This is a genomic window from Proteiniphilum acetatigenes DSM 18083 (genome assembly GCF_000380985.1).
Taxonomy (GTDB): Bacteria; Bacteroidota; Bacteroidia; order Bacteroidales; family Dysgonomonadaceae; genus Proteiniphilum; species Proteiniphilum acetatigenes.
The window spans coordinates 354,548-370,712 of record NZ_KB905694.1 but is presented as its reverse complement, the minus strand read 5'-3'; the positions used below and the strand labels follow the sequence as shown (position 1 = coordinate 370,712).

General features: G+C 47.6%; 10 protein-coding genes. 6 read left to right on the top strand and 4 right to left on the bottom strand.

Going from position 1 to position 16,165, the window contains the following annotated elements; translation table 11 throughout:
- The first annotated feature begins 39 nt into the window (after positions 1-39).
- The 4 genes from F597_RS0105905 (at position 40) to F597_RS0105890 (ending at position 6,492) form a co-directional block, all read left to right on the top strand.
- A complete protein-coding gene (locus tag F597_RS0105905) occupies positions 40-987 on the top strand; it encodes a nucleoside recognition domain-containing protein (protein ID WP_019538801.1) in 948 nt (315 codons plus the stop codon).
- 64 nt (positions 988-1,051) lie between these two features.
- Complete coding sequence (gene metH, locus F597_RS0105900; protein ID WP_019538800.1) at positions 1,052-4,750, top strand: methionine synthase; 3,699 nt, start codon at positions 1,052-1,054, stop codon at positions 4,748-4,750.
- A gap of 46 nt (positions 4,751-4,796) precedes the next feature.
- On the top strand, positions 4,797-5,822 hold the full coding sequence (locus F597_RS0105895; RefSeq protein ID WP_019538799.1) for a threonine aldolase family protein: 1,026 nt from the start codon (positions 4,797-4,799) through the stop codon (positions 5,820-5,822).
- Between the two features lie 106 nt (positions 5,823-5,928).
- On the top strand, positions 5,929-6,492 hold the full coding sequence (locus F597_RS0105890) for a DUF2179 domain-containing protein (protein WP_019538798.1): 564 nt from the start codon (positions 5,929-5,931) through the stop codon (positions 6,490-6,492).
- Between the two features lie 18 nt (positions 6,493-6,510).
- On the opposite strand, the gene mazG is transcribed toward F597_RS0105890, so the two are convergent.
- From mazG to F597_RS0105870, 4 genes are all read right to left on the bottom strand, one after another.
- Complete coding sequence (mazG, locus tag F597_RS0105885; RefSeq protein WP_019538797.1) at positions 6,511-7,305, bottom strand: nucleoside triphosphate pyrophosphohydrolase; 795 nt, start codon at positions 7,303-7,305, stop codon at positions 6,511-6,513.
- A 152-nt stretch (positions 7,306-7,457) separates the two neighbouring features.
- Positions 7,458-9,488 carry a protein-disulfide reductase DsbD family protein gene (locus F597_RS0105880; protein ID WP_019538796.1) on the bottom strand — a complete coding sequence of 677 codons (2,031 nt, stop codon included), beginning with the start codon at positions 9,486-9,488 and terminating at the stop codon, positions 7,458-7,460.
- A gap of 94 nt (positions 9,489-9,582) precedes the next feature.
- Entirely contained in the window at positions 9,583-10,296 is a 714-nt protein-coding gene (locus F597_RS20245; protein WP_019538795.1) for a DUF2461 domain-containing protein, read from the bottom strand.
- Between the two features lie 177 nt (positions 10,297-10,473).
- Positions 10,474-11,982, bottom strand: a complete 1,509-nt coding sequence (locus tag F597_RS0105870; protein ID WP_019538794.1) for a catalase — start codon at positions 11,980-11,982, stop codon at positions 10,474-10,476.
- A gap of 355 nt (positions 11,983-12,337) precedes the next feature.
- On the opposite strand from F597_RS0105870, the gene dnaB reads away from it, so the two are divergent.
- Both dnaB and F597_RS20240 read left to right on the top strand, forming a co-directional pair.
- Positions 12,338-13,873: a replicative DNA helicase gene (gene dnaB, locus F597_RS0105860; protein WP_019538793.1), complete on the top strand. Its 1,536-nt coding sequence runs from the start codon at positions 12,338-12,340 to the stop codon at positions 13,871-13,873.
- 216 nt (positions 13,874-14,089) lie between these two features.
- Positions 14,090-16,126 carry a LysM peptidoglycan-binding domain-containing protein gene (locus F597_RS20240; RefSeq protein ID WP_019538792.1) on the top strand — a complete coding sequence of 679 codons (2,037 nt, stop codon included), beginning with the start codon at positions 14,090-14,092 and terminating at the stop codon, positions 16,124-16,126.
- Positions 16,127-16,165: the final 39 nt, after the last annotated feature.

Here is a 16,165-nt window from a genome sequence, read left to right as displayed (position 1 = left end):
TTAGAAATAAGAACTCAGAAGAAGTGAAGAAGTTGAGAAGTGGAGAAGCGGTTTCGTAACGATATATTTTTTCCGGCGTTCAGGAAATCGGGATACACTACATTATGGTTGCTTAAGATCATTTTGCCTGTATCCCTGATCGTGAGATTGCTGGATTATTACGGCATACTCGTGTTTATAGCCGGCTTGCTCGATCCCGTTTTTACCTATCTGGGATTGCCCGGCAGTACCGCCATTGTTTTTATCACCAGTATTTTCCTTCCGCTCTACGCGCCGCTGGCTATTATCACCTCCATGTCGGTCACCCTGAGGGAACTCACTATTCTGGCGCTGATGTGTCAGATCTCGCATAATCTTCCTGTAGAAAGCGCTATTCAGGCGAAGACCGGAACGCCGTTCTGGACGGTCACTGCTTTGCGGATCACAATGAGCATTGTCGTAGGTCTTGGGTTGAATCTGATCCTGCCGCAGGATATGGGAAATCCTGTTTTTGTGCAGACAGATGTAGCCGTAATAACCTCACTGGGCGATCTGTTGCTGCTTTGGCTGAAAAGCTCATTGCACGTAATGCTTCTTATTGCCGTAATTGTTTTCTCACTGAATCTGCTTTACAGTCTCCTTCATGCTTACAAACTGATCCCTAAACTGAGCAAGGGTATTGAGCCGTTACTGAGGTTTTTCGGCCTGCCGGCAAGTACCGGATTTCTCTGGCTTATCGGCTATATTGTGGGGCTGGCATACGGGGGTGCGCTGATGATGGATCAGATGAAGGAGGGAAAGGTGAACAGAACCGATGCTAATTTGTTGAACTATCATCTTGCCATGTCTCATTCCGTACTGGAAGATAATATCCTTTTCATAGCGCTTGGCGTATCCGTGTGGTGGATACTGGGTGTACGATTGTTGGCGGCTTGGATTGTGGTATGGGGGAGAAGAATTATTTTGAATTTGAGGTTTGGCAGTTCAGAATTGAAAGTTGAAAATTGAAAATGGAAGACTTCTGATGGTGGACCATCAGGACAGTTCATTTTGAGCCTAATTGAAACAAAATATGACAAAGAAGAAAATAGAGGATATTTTGCCCGGGCGCATTCTGATCCTGGATGGTGCGATGGGTACAATGATACAACGTTACGGCCTTGCTGAAGCCGATTTCCGGGGTGAGCGGTTCAAAGATTTCGATCGGTTGCTTAAAGGCAATAACGACCTGCTTTCGCTTACCCGTCCCGATGTAATCGGGGAGATACACCGGGAGTACCTGGCTGCCGGTGCCGATATCATAGAGACCAATACATTCAATTCCACGTCGATCTCGATGCAGGATTACCATATGAGCCATCTGGCCCGTGAGATCAATCTGGCGGCAGCCCGGCTGGCACGTGAAGCAGCCGATGAGTTTACCCGGAAAACGCCTGAGAAACCCCGGTTTGTGGCGGGATCCATCGGACCAACCAACAAGACGGCGTCGATGAGTCCTCAGGTAGAGAATCCCATGTTCCGCTCGGCAGTCTTTGACGATTTCAAAGCAGCTTATAAAGAACAGATCAGCGCATTGGTAGAAGGTGGAGTAGACATCCTTCTGATAGAGACTATTTTCGATACGCTCAACGCAAAAGCTGCTATTTTTGCTGCTGAGGAAGTAGCGGAAGAGACCGGTATAAAAACGCCTGTCATCCTTTCTGTTACTATTTCCGACAGAGCAGGACGAACCCTTTCGGGGCAGACGCTTGGCGCTTTTGTCGCTTCCGTCAGTCATGCCAATCCGTTGGCTATCGGGTTGAACTGCTCGCTGGGAGCGGCTGAACTGAAGCCTTATGTGAAGGAACTGGGGCGCATTGCTCCTTTCTATATCAGCACTTATCCCAATGCCGGATTACCCAATCAACTGGGTGAGTATGACGAGACCCCGGAAAAGATGGCTGCACAGATCAAAGAGTTTGTGGACGAAGGTCTGGTAAATATCATTGGCGGATGTTGCGGTACGACGCCTGCCCATATCGCCGAATATGTACGTATAGTAGAAAACGGTGTACCTCATCAAAAGGCTTCTTCTCCGGAATACCTGCGGCTTTCGGGATTGGAGATGCTGGAGGTGTCGCCCCAGATTAATTTTATGAATATCGGGGAGCGGTGTAACGTAGCCGGATCGAAGAGGTTTCTGCGATTGATTCAGCAAAAGAACTATGAGGAAGCGCTCGATATTGCCCGTAAGCAGGTAGAGGACGGAGCGCAGGTGCTCGATATCAACATGGATGACGGGCTGCTCGATGGGGTGGAGGAAATGACCAGCTTCCTGAATCTGTTGGCATCTGATCCCGATGTGTCGCGCGTACCCATCATGATCGACTCCTCAAAATGGGAGGTATTGGAAGCCGGCTTGAAATGTGTACAGGGAAAATCAATTGCCAACTCCATTTCGTTGAAGAACGGAGAGGCGGAGTTCCTGCATCAGGCGCGGTTGGCGCAGCGCTATGGGGCGGCAGTAGTGGTAATGGCTTTCGATGAGACGGGACAGGCCGACACCTTCGAACGCCGTATCGAGATATGCGGTCGTGCTTATAGATTACTTACCGAAAATGATTTTGATCCGAAAGATATTATTTTCGACCCTAACGTGCTGGCTATTGCTACGGGGATCGATGAACATAAGAATTACGCGGTGGATTTCATTAATACCGCACGATGGATCAAGGAAAACCTGCCGTATGCCAAAGTGAGCGGAGGAGTGAGCAACCTTTCTTTCTCATTTCGCGGGAACGATTATGTGCGGGAAGTGATGCATTCCGTTTTTCTTTATCATGCCATTCGTGCCGGGATGGATATGGGTATCGTGAATCCGGCGCAGTCGGTGATCTATGAAGATATCCCTGCCGATGTGAAAGAACTGGCCGAAGATGCGGTGCTGAACAGGCGCGATGACGCTACCGAGCGGATGATGGCTTATGCCGAAAAGATCAAAGGAGAAAAGAATCCGGAAGCGGAAAAAGGCAAAACAGAGGAGTGGCGTACGCTTCCCCTTGAAGAACGGTTGAGTCACGCATTGGTAAAAGGGATAGGGGATTACATGGAAGAGGATCTTGCCGAAGCGCTGCGAGCCTATCCCCGTGCGGTGGATATTATCGATAAACCGTTGATGGATGGAATGAACCGGGTGGGCGACCTCTTCGGTGCGGGAAAGATGTTCCTTCCGCAGGTAGTAAAGGCGGCACGCACCATGAAAAAAGCAGTTGCGATCCTGCAACCTACCATTGAAGCCGAGAAAGCGACCGGTGATTCGCAGCGGAAAGCAGGAAAGATAGTGCTCGCCACAGTGAAGGGAGATGTGCATGATATTGGTAAGAATATTGTCTCCATCGTATTGGCCTGCAATAATTATGAAATTATCGACCTGGGGGTAATGGTGCCTCCCGAAAAGATTATCGAAACGGTAATCAGGGAACAACCCGATATTGTAGGGTTAAGCGGATTGATCACTCCGTCGCTCGAAGAGATGGCCATCGTCGCCACTGAGATGGAAAAGGCAGGTTTCAGTCTCCCCCTGCTGATCGGTGGAGCTACTACTTCGAAACTGCATACGGCACTAAAGATAGAACCGAAATACAGCCTGGGTCCCGTAGTTTATGTCAAAGATGCCTCGCAAAGCCCATCGGCGGTTGCCAACCTGATGAGCCCCGGTAACAGGAATGACTATATCCGGAAAGTAAAGGATGAGTATACGGTGTTGAGGGAGAACAGTACACGGAAAGTGGTCGAACTGGTTTCATTGGAAGAGGCCAGAAAGAATGCTTTCAGTATCGACTGGAGCGGATATGAGGCTGTCGTTCCCCGCACATTAGGACGTGTGAAGCTGGAACATATCGATATGGCTGAGATTACTCCCTATATCGACTGGAAATTCTTTTTCCATGCCTGGAATATGTCGGCCAAATTCCATACTGTCACCAAAACGGAACGTACCAAAGAGGCTCGTGACGCATGGTTGGGCGGATACCGCGAGGACGACCGTGAAAAAGGGCGGGAAGCTGAAAAACTGTATGACGATGCCGCAGACATGCTGCAAAAATTCGTCGATGAAAAGGCTGAATATGTCAAAGCGGTTTTCGGGATATATGAAGCATACAGTGAAAACGATACAATTTTCGTCGGCGGTGCGCCTTTCCCGTTCCTGCGCCAGCAGAAGAAGAACGATAAGAATGAGTACTTCTGCCTGAGTGATTTTATTGCGCCACACCATACGGGGAAGAAAGATTATATCGGCGCTTTCGCCGTCACTGCCGGAGTGGGAGCGGAAGAGCAGATGGGCCGTTATGAGGCGGAAGGAGACGAATATGCAGCCCTGTTGATGAAGTCGTTGCTCGACCGGCTTGCGGAGGCAGCTACAGAGTGGTTGCATGCCAAAGTGCGTCGTGAATACTGGGGGCATGCAGCAGAAGAAAACATCTCGATTGCCGAGATGTTCGCTGTGAAGTATGAAGGGATACGCCCCGCGGTGGGTTACCCCTCTATCCCGGATCAGACAATGAACTTTTTGTTGCATGGTGTACTGGGTACTCCTGAAATTGGTATATCTCTCACCGAGAACGGTGTGATGTACCCTAATGCATCGGTCAGCGGATTGTTCTTTGCCCATCCGCAATCAAAATATTTCGCCATAGGGGAGATATCGGAAAAGCAAATGGAAGACTATGCCCGTCGTAGAAATGTGACACCCGACGAGATTCGCAAGTTCCTGCTGGCTAATTTGGCATAGTTGACAGAAAGGTTTTGTATCTTTGTACACATAATTCAGAGATATCATGCGAAGTTTCGGAAGCGACAATAATTCCGGTGTAGATCCGCGAATCATGCAGGCACTGATGAGTGCCAACAACAACCATACCATAGCCTATGGCGATGACCCATGGACCCGCGAGGCGGAGGAGGCTGTTCGTGCGCTCCTCGGAGATAAAGGGGTGGAATCTTTCTTTCTCTTTAACGGGACGGGAGCCAATGTAGTGGCTTTGCAGGCTTGTACATTACCGTTTCATTCAATCCTTTGTGCCGCTACTGCCCATATAGCAGTGGATGAGTGCGGCGCACCCGTGAAAATGACAGGTGCAGCGTTGAAAGAGATTCCCACACCCGATGGTAAGCTCACTCCGGATCTGGTGCGTCCTTATCTGCATGGCTTTGGCTTCGAACACCATTCCCAGCCAAAAGTGATTGCCATTTCGCAGACCACGGAACTGGGTACTATCTATACTCTCCAGGAGATAAAAGCGCTTGCTCACCTGGCGCACAGTCATGATATGTTTCTTTTTATGGATGGAACACGTGTGGCCAACGCCTGTGCTTTTCTGGATGTCTCGTTGAGGGAGATGACCATTGACGCCGGCGTGGATATTTTTACACTGGGAGGTACGAAAAACGGACTGATGTTCGGTGAGGCGCTTATACCGCTGCGTAAGAAATTGGCTGAAAACATCAGGTATTACCGGAAGCAGATCACTCAGCTCTATTCTAAAATGCGGTTTATCTCCGCGCAGTTTATTCCTTACCTGAATGAAAACATCTGGCTGGAGAACGCGAAAAGATCCAACGATGCGGCCCAGAAACTCTATGATGAGATAGACAGGATTGGAGGGATAGAGATTACACAACCGGTACAGTCGAATGCTCTCTTTCTGATCCTTCCCCGGGAGATTACTGATAAATTGCGGGAGAGGTATTTCTTTTACGATTGGGATGAATCCCGGAACGAGGTCCGCCTTGTGTGTTCATGGGATACTACCGATGAAGATATCCGGGATTTTGTAGATTATTTGAAAGAATTGATCAGTTAAAAACTAAAAGTGAAGATTTCAAGATTCAAGATTCAAAGATTCGTAACTCATAATTTAAAACTTCTTTATTTCTAATTTCTTAGTTCCAATTTCTTAAATAAAAAATATGTTCGAATTTTTAGACGTTTACCCCTGGCTGTTGCCTTTTATCATTTTCTTTGGCCGTATTATCGATGTTACTCTGGGTACCCTGCGAATTATTTTCGTTTCCAAAGGGGCAAAAAATATAGCCCCTATCATCGGCTTTGTAGAGGTCTTTATCTGGATAGTGATTATCTCACAAATTCTGGTCCGTGCCAACGACATAGTTTCCTATTTGTCGTATGCCGCCGGTTATGCCACGGGAAATTACGTAGGTATCCTTATCGAGAACCGGATCGCTTATGGTATTTTGCTCTGCCGTATTTATACACAGAAAAACGGAAAAGAACTGGTGCAGATGCTCAATCAGGTGAATTTCGGGGCAACGATGACTCACGGTACGGGTTCGACCAATGAAGTGGATATCATAGAGACCGTTGTGGACCGGAAGGAGATGAAGACGCTGGCGCTTATGCTGACTCAATTCGACAGCAATATTTTTTATGTGGTGGAAGATGTACGCACCAAGAAGAACGGTATTTTCCCGAAACGGAAGACGATCCTGTCGCGCTGGCGAGTCGGGAAATGAAGAAAGAAGAAGGTGGCGCTAAAGGTCGTCCGCCTGCATTCTCTTCGCCTCTTGCCAGATCACTTCCATCTCGTCCAGCGTCATATCTTTCAGCGCTCGTCCCTGTTCTTTTACCTTCTTCTCCATATAGTCGAAACGGTAGATGAATTTCCGGTTGGTGCGTTCCAGCGCATTATCAGGATTTACCTTGTAGAGGCGGGCGGCGTTGATGACACTGAAAAGCAGGTCGCCGAATTCGGCTTCGATCCGGTCACTATTCATTTTTTCAATCTCGACCTCTAATTCTCCTAACTCCTCTTTTACCTTATCCCACACATCATGACGTTGGTTCCAGTCGAATCCGGCATTGCGTGCTTTGTCCTGGATCCGGTAGGCTTTCACCAGTGCGGGAAGGGCAGCAGGTACGCCCTCCAATACCGAATGTTTCCTTCCTTTTTCTTTCAGTTTGAGTTGCTCCCACGACTGCTCCACCATGCCGGCGGAATCGGCCTGTTGATCACCGAAAACATGCGGATGGCGAAAGATCAGTTTCTCGCACAGGGAATTACAGATATCGGCTATGTCGAACGCCTGTTTCTCTTCTCCTATTTTTGCATAAAATACCACATGCAGTAACAGGTCACCAAGTTCTTTTTTGATTTCGCTGTTATCGTTGCTCAGGATGGCTTCCGCCAGTTCATACGTTTCCTCTATGGTGTTTGCCCGGAGGCTCTCGTTGGTCTGTTCCCTGTCCCAGGGGCATTTCACCCGCAGTTCATCCATGATGTCAAGCAAACGGCCGAATGCTTCCAGTTTTTGTTCTTTCGTGTTCATATGATTGAGAATAGATACAAGAACCAAGAATCAAGAGCCAAGACTTTTCAGACTATGTAGTTGTGGGAGAGTTCAGCTCTGATGGTTGTCTTATATATTAAAAATCAGAGGCGATTGTTTCGAACCGCCTCTGTGATGTTATTGGTTGTTTATTATTTGAAGTTTTTTAATCCTGTCTGCAGGAATTCCACATAGTTATCCACACTCTCGTCATAAGCGTGTGAAGGGGAGAGCGGTTTTCCCTTATGGTCGAGTACCACGTAAAACGGTTGTGACTGGGTACCGAACTTGTGGCGCTGCAGGTAACTCCACTTGTCGCCTACTGTACGCAGCTTTGACGTCCTTCCGTTTTCATCGACTTCGATTGTCTCGGGCAGCCGTGTACGTTCGTCCACCATGAGCACGATAAAAACGAACTCCTCGTCGATCAGTTCCCTTACACGGTCGTCAGCCAGCACGGTGGCATCCATCTTGTGGCAGTTCACACAGCCGTGACCACCAAATTCCAGCAGTACCGGCTTGCCCGTCTGTGTGGCATAGGCCATTCCGGTTTCATAATCGTCGAAGACCTGGTTCATCGGGTTGTGCGCCAGCTTAAAATCCTGCGTCGACAATGGCGGCACGATGGAACTGATAGGTTTCAGCGGTGCGCCCCATAAACCGGGCACCAGATAGATGGTAAAGGCAAAGGAGAGTATGGCCAGGAAGAGCCTGAAAAGAGGCACATGAGACAGGTCACTGTCGCCGTGCAGTTTGATCTTTCCCAGGAGGTAGAGTCCCAGCAATGCGAAGATGACGATCCACAACGAGAGGAATATATCACGGTTGAGGATACCCCATCCGCCGGAGAGGTCGGCCACCGATAAAAATTTCAGGGATACGGCCAGCACGATGAATCCGAGCACCACCTTCACAGCGTTGAGCCAGCTTCCCGACTTGGGTAATGTCTTGAGCCAGGAGGGGAAGATGGCAAACAGTGTGAACGGTATAGCCAGGGCAAAGGCGAAGCCGAACATGCCCAGGGCAGGAGCCAGGAAGTTGCCCTGTGTGGCGGCATCCACCAACAACCATCCAATGATCGGACCTGTGCAGGAGAAGGAAACCAGTGCCAGGGTAAATGCCATGAAAAACAGGCTGATAATCCCCGTGGTGCTGTCCACCTTACTGTCCATCTTATTGGTCCATGACGAGGGAAGCACGATCTCGAAAGCTCCCATGAAGGAAAAGGCAAAGGTGATGAGCAGGGCGAAGAAGATCAGGTTGAATACCGGGCTCGTAGCGATATTATTCAGTGCGGCGGCACCGAAGATAGCGGTGATGATCAGCCCCAGCGTCACATAGATGATGATGATGGAGAGACCGTATATCGTGGCATCCTGTATGGCTTTCCTACGGCTCTTCTTGTTCCTGTTCAGGAAGAAACTGACCGTAATGGGGATCATCGGCCAGACACAGGGGGTAATCAGTGCGGCAAAGCCCCACAAAAGACCTTTCAGGAAGATGCTCCACAGGGAGGCGTCGGCATGATCGTCCGCCCCAAGCGCGTTCAGCTCTTCAATGACCGGCGACCAGAGCTGTTCCCTGTCGGCACTGGTTAAAGAGACCGGGGTATCCGGGCCAATTATTTCTTCTGTTGTATCTGCCGATACTTCTGTTTCCGCAGGAGTGGAAGGCAAGGTGCTCTCTCCGGTGGATGTGCTTCCGGCTACTGTTACCGAAGCGGGCAGGTCGGATGCAGCGAATGAGAAATCTACCGGTAACGGAGGTGTGCATGTCTGGTCGTTACATGCCTGTGCACGCACGTTCCCTTCGATGGAAAAGCCGGCCTTGTTGGTTATTTTCATCCGTTGGGCAAAAGTGACGGAACCGGTAAAGGTGCCAATCTCCATTCCGAAAATCTCGTCATGTTTCACTGTCGCTTTCTTATCGACTGACTGGAATTCGCCGACCGCTTCCGCGCCGGTTATCTTGTCGAATTCGATCATGGTGGGGTTGGGACCTCCATCCGGTATCTTCGTGTCGTACATATACCATCCCTGCTGGACAGAAACCTTGGCAATGATGTTGACCTCCCCGTTTCCGGCATCTTCAAGGGCGAAATCCCAGGTGATTATATCCTGGGCAGATATAAAAGCCGTAAAGAGAAAGAGAAAACCAAAGAGAATGGTTGCTATTTTTTTCATAACGATGACTATATTCTTTTGAAATTAAGCGACAAAGTTAATATACCGGGGTTGATATCCTAAGTTAATATCAGTTATAAAGAGTTTTGACGCGTTAAATATCTTTGTAATGGTCTGGAGATACCGTTTCCTGTACGATTTCCGCCATAAAATGGTAGAGGTCGGCAATTTGTGTGAAGTCCTCTATCAACTGAAGTGCGATAGCTTCGTTGAACAACCGTTTGTCCGTCAGTGGCAGGGTTTTGATCACATATACGTTTTTGCGTTGCATCCAGGGCTGATAGAACTCGGGGAGATCATTGGACAGCGGACGTTTATAGGTTTCTCCGGCTACCTCGAATCCCGTATCCAATGCTGTTTGTGCCATCTCTTTGAACGATTCGGGATTATATCCAATCTCCTCTCTCAGATGGTCTATTACTTTCCGTTTGGGCATAAAAAGCCCCATTCCGTACATGAAATATTCGTCGCTGAATTCGGCAAAATAACCGGGAAAATTCTCCCAATGTGTGGTCATACGCTGAAAATTCAGCCACATACTGGTTTTGTACGGGTCTTTGTTCGAAGAAAACCGGATATCGCGGTAAATGCGTGAAAGCATTTTTTGCGGTCTCAGGTCGAACATCGGATCAATATTGTACATGGCGGGTGAGAGCATGGCTCCCAGCGCGCGGAACGGTTCCAGCAGCACTTCCTGATAGACGGTTTTGTGTTCGTCGAACCATTGTTTATAATTGTTTTCTTTCAGCTCCTGTAAAAACCGTACGGTTTCGGGCTTAAATCCCGTAAAGGATGGAATCTCTTTCATGAGTGTGATCTTTTTTACTTGTAAAATTAGCAAAATAAATCATAGGATGTATCTGCCCAATGTCGAATTGAAATTCGTTTGTATTTTATTCATGTCGTCTATCGAAATTAGTAATAAAAAAGAGGATAAAATCACATAGTGATATATCCTCTTTTACCCGGTATGTCAACGTTACTTCTATTCGATACCTGCTTTTCCGTACGGGATACCCAGCGCGTCTGCCACCCCTCTTCCGTAGGCCGGATCGGCCTTATAGCAGTTGCCGATATGCCGGATCTTGATAATCTCGTCACTGGAACCCATGTTCCGTGCCGTGTTTTCAAAAAGACGTTGCTGTGCATCGGGCGTCATCAGTCGGAACAGTTTGCCCGGCTGTTCGTAGTAGTTATCATCGTCTTCGCGGAAATTCCACCGTTTGATGTCACCGTCTACCTTTTGTATTGGTTCATCATATTCGGGTTGCTCCTGCCATACATTGTAGCTGTTCGGCTCATAATGCAGGGTAGCGCCCTGGTTTCCATCTACGCGCATTTGTCCGTCGCGGTGGAAGGGATGGTAGTTTGCTTTATCGACGCCTTTGGGATAGTTTACCGGAATCTGGTGATGGTTCACCCCGAGACGGTAGCGATGAGCGTCACCGTAAGAGAAAAGGCGTCCCTGCAGCATCCTGTCGGGAGAGAAGCCTATACCCGGTACCACATTGGCCGGGTTAAAGGCAGCCTGTTCCACATCTTGGAAATAATTATCGGGATTACGGTTCAATTCAAATTCCCCTACCGGAATAAGTGGAAAGTCTCCTTTATACCATACCTTGGTAAGATCGAACGGGTTGTATGGCATATTTTCAGCCTGTTCTTCGGTCATGATCTGCACATAGAGTTTCCATTTCGGGAAATTGCCGTTGCCGATGGCTTCGAACAGATCCCGCTGATGACTTTCCCGGTCTTTTCCCACCACCATTTCAGCTTCCGCGTCAGTAAGGTTCTCTATTCCCTGCTGCGAGACAAAATGGAATTTTACCCAATGGCGTACGTTTTCGGCGTTGATAAAGCTGAACGTATGGCTTCCGAATCCGTGCATGTGACGATAGCTGCGGGGAATGCCCCTGTCGCTCATGGTGATGGTTACCTGATGGAGCGCTTCGGGGAGGTTCGTCCAGAAGTCCCAGTTGTTGTTGGGACTGCGCAGATTGGTGTGCGGATCACGTTTTACCGCATGGTTCAGGTCGATAAATTTCAACGGATCCCGGAAAAAGAAGACCGGTGTGTTGTTGCCTACCAAATCCCAGTTGCCTTCTTCCGTATAGAATTTCATTGCGAAACCGCGGATGTCTCTCTCGGCATCTGCCGCGCCACGCTCACCAGCAACAGTAGAAAACCGAACGAACATTTCCGTCTTTTTGCCTATTTCCGAAAAGATCCTGGCTTTCGTGTACTGAGTAATGTCATGGGTTACGGTAAACGTGCCGAATGCACCCGATCCTTTCGCATGCATACGCCTTTCGGGAATTACCTCCCGGTCGAAGTGTGCCATTTTTTCCAAAAACCATACATCCTGCAGCATCATTGGCCCCCGCGGGCCTGCCGTCATTGAATCCTGGTTGTTGCCGACCGGCGCACCTGCAACGGTGGTCATTTTCCGTTGATCCGTCTTGTCTTTCTGTTTTTTCAATTCTTCTGCATCCATAAATTTAATTTTAAAGTGTTGTAGTCCTCTATATTGTATAATCCTGAATGAACAGATGATGATGCGTAAAGATACAAAATTATCCTTGGAAAATTCTTCATTTTTTATTTATTTTCTTCCTTATACCTCTTACTCTCCTTGCTTCTTACTCCTTTACAACCCCCTTGTCTTTCATCAACAGGCAAGTCAATCTTCCCACCTTTCCCATTCCACCTTTCCACCTTTCCATCTTTTGATAGTTCAACAAGTTTTCAACACCGTGTTTATAACTTTTAGGAAAGAATAGAGATTAAAAATTCCCGCAGGAACAAATTACTCCCTACCTTTACAGTCCTTTTAGCAAAAACCTATAGAGATGGAAAGACAAAAAAGAAAATCCGCGGTAAAAGTAGTTGAAAAAGCGGTTGCTGCACCTGATATCGGCAAGTTACCCCCTCAGGCGAGAGAATTGGAGGAAGCAGTGCTGGGGGCGCTGATGCTCGAAAAAGATGCCTATTCAGTTGTCAGTGAGATATTGAAGCCGGAAAGCTTTTATGACCCTTCTCACCAGTTGATCTATGATTCCATTCAGGGGCTTGCTATGCAACAAAAGCCGGTGGATGTGCTGACGGTTGTAGAGGAACTGAAGCGTCGGGGTGAGTTGGAGACTGCCGGAGGGGCGGTCTATATTGCCGAACTGTCGGAAAAAGTAGCCTCTGCCGCACATATAGAATATCATGCCCGTATTATTGCGCAGAAATCCATGGCGAGAGAATTGATTGCTTTCTCTTCGGATGTGTCGCAGCAGGCTTTTGATGAGACGGTGGATGTGGATGATCTCATGCAGGAGACCGAAGGGCGCCTGTTTGAAATTTCGCAGCGGAATGTGAAAAAGGATGTGATCCAGATCAATCCGGTTATCCGTGAAGCGATGAATAATATTCAGCTGGCGGCTAACCGGAAAGACGGGATGAGCGGTTTGCCCACCGGTTTCAAGGAATTGGATAAACTTACGTCGGGATGGCAGAGATCCGATTTGGTGATTATTGCTGCACGTCCTGCCATGGGGAAGACTGCCTTTGTATTGTCGATGGCGAAAAATATGGCGCTCGATTTCGAGCAGCCAGTCGGTGTTTTTTCGCTTGAGATGTCGAACGTGCAGTTGGTCAACAGGTTAATCGTGAATGTATGCCAGATAAAGGGAGAGAGTATCAAAAGCGGTCGCCTTTCGGAAGATGAATGGGAACGGCTCGACAAGAACCATAAGTTTCTTTATAATGCGCCTATTTATATCGACGATACACCCAGTTTGTCGGTGTTTGAGTTGCGTACCAAAGCGCGACGGTTAGTCCGCGAACATGGTGTGCAAATACTGATCATCGACTACCTGCAGTTGATGAATGCAAGTGGAATGAGTTTTGGTAGCCGTGAGCAGGAGGTAAGTATGATCTCCCGGTCATTGAAAGGGTTAGCCAAAGAGCTGAATATCCCCATTATCGCCCTGTCGCAGTTGAACCGTGGAGTAGAATCACGCCAGGGGCATGAAGGCAAAAGGCCGCAGTTAGCTGACCTGCGTGAGTCGGGTGCGATTGAGCAGGATGCCGACATTGTATGTTTCATTCACCGTCCCGAATATTACAGGATTACTGAAGATGAGCGGGGCAATTCGTTGGTAGGTATCGCCGAGATCATTGTGGCAAAGCATCGTAACGGACCTACCGGTATTGCCAGTATGCGTTTCGATAATGAGTATGCCCGTTTCCAGAATCTGGATGATTATGCTGTAGGCAGGAATTATGTAGAACGTCCTTCGAGGATGAATGCACAGTCTAAACCGGCCGACTCATCCGTGGATTCATCTTTCTCCTCCCCGGGTCTTGTACCGCAGGGAAATGACCCATTGCCTTTTTAATGACAAATTCATCTAAAAGGCGACGCTTTAGTTGAAATACATTTTTCTTGTTATATTCGCGAAAGTCTAACAACAAACCTAATTGTGTTTAAATTGTTATAATTACTGTCAAACTGTTCATTGCATTTCATCACCATAAAGTATAAATCCAAATAATATTTCTATTTTTGTGCGTTAAAAGTTGTATATAACAACTCATATAAATTGAAACTAAAGATGCATAACAGGTTTAATCTGAGTAAAATATTTTCGGTTGTTCTTTTCTTAAGCATATCACTTTTTTCACTTCAGGCACAGGATCTAAAGTACAAGACAGTAGAAGTGAACGGGCAGACTTATTATGAATACAACGTTCAATCGGGAGAAGGGCTCTATGCTATTTCACGTACATTTTCGGTATCAGTAGCCGATATTCTGCGTCATAACCCCGGAGCGGAGAGAGGTCTGCAAAACGGTCAGAAACTATTAATCCCGGTCGCCCGAGAGGGCAGAAGCCAGGGTACGTCCGTTTCCCCGCGTTCAAACTCACCCCAGTCCCCCTCGTCCCCCCAGGCTTTCCGTTCTCCCCAGTCGCCGCCGGCAGACCAGAATACGGCATTTCAACATACCGTAGTCATTGGAGAAACAGTGTATGGTATTGCCAAGATGTATCATACTACAGTAGATGAGATATTCCGTCTTAATCCGGGAGCCAGGGAAGGAATTGCCGAAGGCCAGGTGCTTATTATCCCGCAACGCCGTGTTATCAGTCAGGAAAAGGAAGAAAACTATCGCTACCATACCATACTCCCTAAAGAGACGCTTTATTCTGTATCGAGAACCTATTCCCTGAAGCCGGAGGATGTGATGAGGGCAAACCCCGGACTGTCGGTAGAGACATTCCAGATTGGGAAGACCATTCGCATTCCTTTTTTCGAATCGTATGAGGTGATCTTACCCTATGAAGAGCAGACCACCAATATTATCCATACAGTCAACAGAGGCGAAACCCTCTATAGTATTGCAAGACGGTATAATGTGGAAGTTCAGGAGATCCAACGGTTGAATCCAATGCTCTCGGGAGGACTGAAGACCAATATGGAGTTGTTTGTTCCTGTGAAAAGGAGTCTTGTCGAAGATGATTCCAGATCGAATGCAAATGAAGCGAACCGATTACTTAGCCAACCTATTCCGTCGGAGAGGGTCAATGTGATGAAAGTGGGATTACTGTTGCCATTCCTCGATGAGACAAGGGGATCGCACCTGCGACTCCAGGAGTATTACGAGGGCTTTTTGCTGGCGGTGGAAAAAATGAAAAACGACGGAGCCAATATAGAGTTGTATGTTTTTGAGATCGGTAAGGGGGATGATACGAAGAAGTTGCAGAGTTTGCTCGGTACAATGGAGATGCAATCGCTCAATCTGATTATCGGAGGTGTAAATGATGCACAAATCAAGATCCTTTCAGATTTTTCAATATCCCACAATATGAAATATGTGGTACCGTTCTCGCAGAGTAACGGAGAGGTGTTAAACAACGGGAATATATTCCAGGTGAATCCGATGCAGCATCTGACCTATACGAAAGCCTCTTCTGTTTTCCTACAGACGTTCCGCAATGCCAATATCATATTTGTGCAGGGAGGAGGAAATGATAAGAATGAGTTCGTTTCCTTGTTGCAAAATGATCTTCGCAAGAATAACGTCAGATATGAGACGCTGAACGCCACAACTACACTTGGTAGCACAATCCTTGCGTTGCTGAGCAGGAGTAAGGAGAATGTAATTGTGCCTACCAGCGGTGACTCCGGGTTGCTGCGTCAGATAACGGATGAGTTAAAGAAGACTATGGAATCTGATTCCGGTTTTGCCATACGCCTGTTCGGTTATCCTGACTGGCAGGCCTATTCTAACCTGAAAGAGGATTACAGCCTGTTTGATACTTATATCTTTGCACCTTTCTTTGCCAATGAGCAAAGTCGTGATGTGGAAGCATTCAAAACCAATTTCCGCAAATGGTACGGCAGAGATCTTCTGGAAACATTCCCGAGCTACGGTATGTGGGGATACGATACGGGGCTGTTTTTTCTGACGGCACTGCATAGATATGGCAATAATTTCGAGCAAAATATCGAACGGGTGAATGTAAATTCATTACAATTCCCGTTCTATTTCGAGCGACCCAATAATTGGGGCGGTTTCATTAATACCGGATTGTATCTGATTAATTATGGTACAGACGGCCGAATCATCAAGACAGATAAAAGCCGATAGAATATTGAAGCCTGAGTAATAAACCGGGAACATTCCCAA

What these genes read in the sequence shown, in the direction of transcription:
- metH (WP_019538800.1), top strand. Translation starts at nt 1,052, where the DNA reads ATGACAAAGAAGAAAATAGAGGATATTTTGCCCGGGCGCATTCTGATC.
- F597_RS0105895 (WP_019538799.1), top strand. Translation starts at nt 4,797, where the DNA reads ATGCGAAGTTTCGGAAGCGACAATAATTCCGGTGTAGATCCGCGAATC.
- F597_RS0105890 (WP_019538798.1), top strand. Translation starts at nt 5,929, where the DNA reads ATGTTCGAATTTTTAGACGTTTACCCCTGGCTGTTGCCTTTTATCATT.
- mazG (WP_019538797.1), bottom strand. Translation starts at nt 7,305, where the DNA reads ATGAACACGAAAGAACAAAAACTGGAAGCATTCGGCCGTTTGCTTGAC.
- F597_RS0105880 (WP_019538796.1), bottom strand. Translation starts at nt 9,488, where the DNA reads ATGAAAAAAATAGCAACCATTCTCTTTGGTTTTCTCTTTCTCTTTACG.
- F597_RS20245 (WP_019538795.1), bottom strand. Translation starts at nt 10,296, where the DNA reads ATGAAAGAGATTCCATCCTTTACGGGATTTAAGCCCGAAACCGTACGG.
- F597_RS0105870 (WP_019538794.1), bottom strand. Translation starts at nt 11,982, where the DNA reads ATGGATGCAGAAGAATTGAAAAAACAGAAAGACAAGACGGATCAACGG.
- dnaB (WP_019538793.1), top strand. Translation starts at nt 12,338, where the DNA reads ATGGAAAGACAAAAAAGAAAATCCGCGGTAAAAGTAGTTGAAAAAGCG.
- F597_RS20240 (WP_019538792.1), top strand. Translation starts at nt 14,090, where the DNA reads ATGCATAACAGGTTTAATCTGAGTAAAATATTTTCGGTTGTTCTTTTC.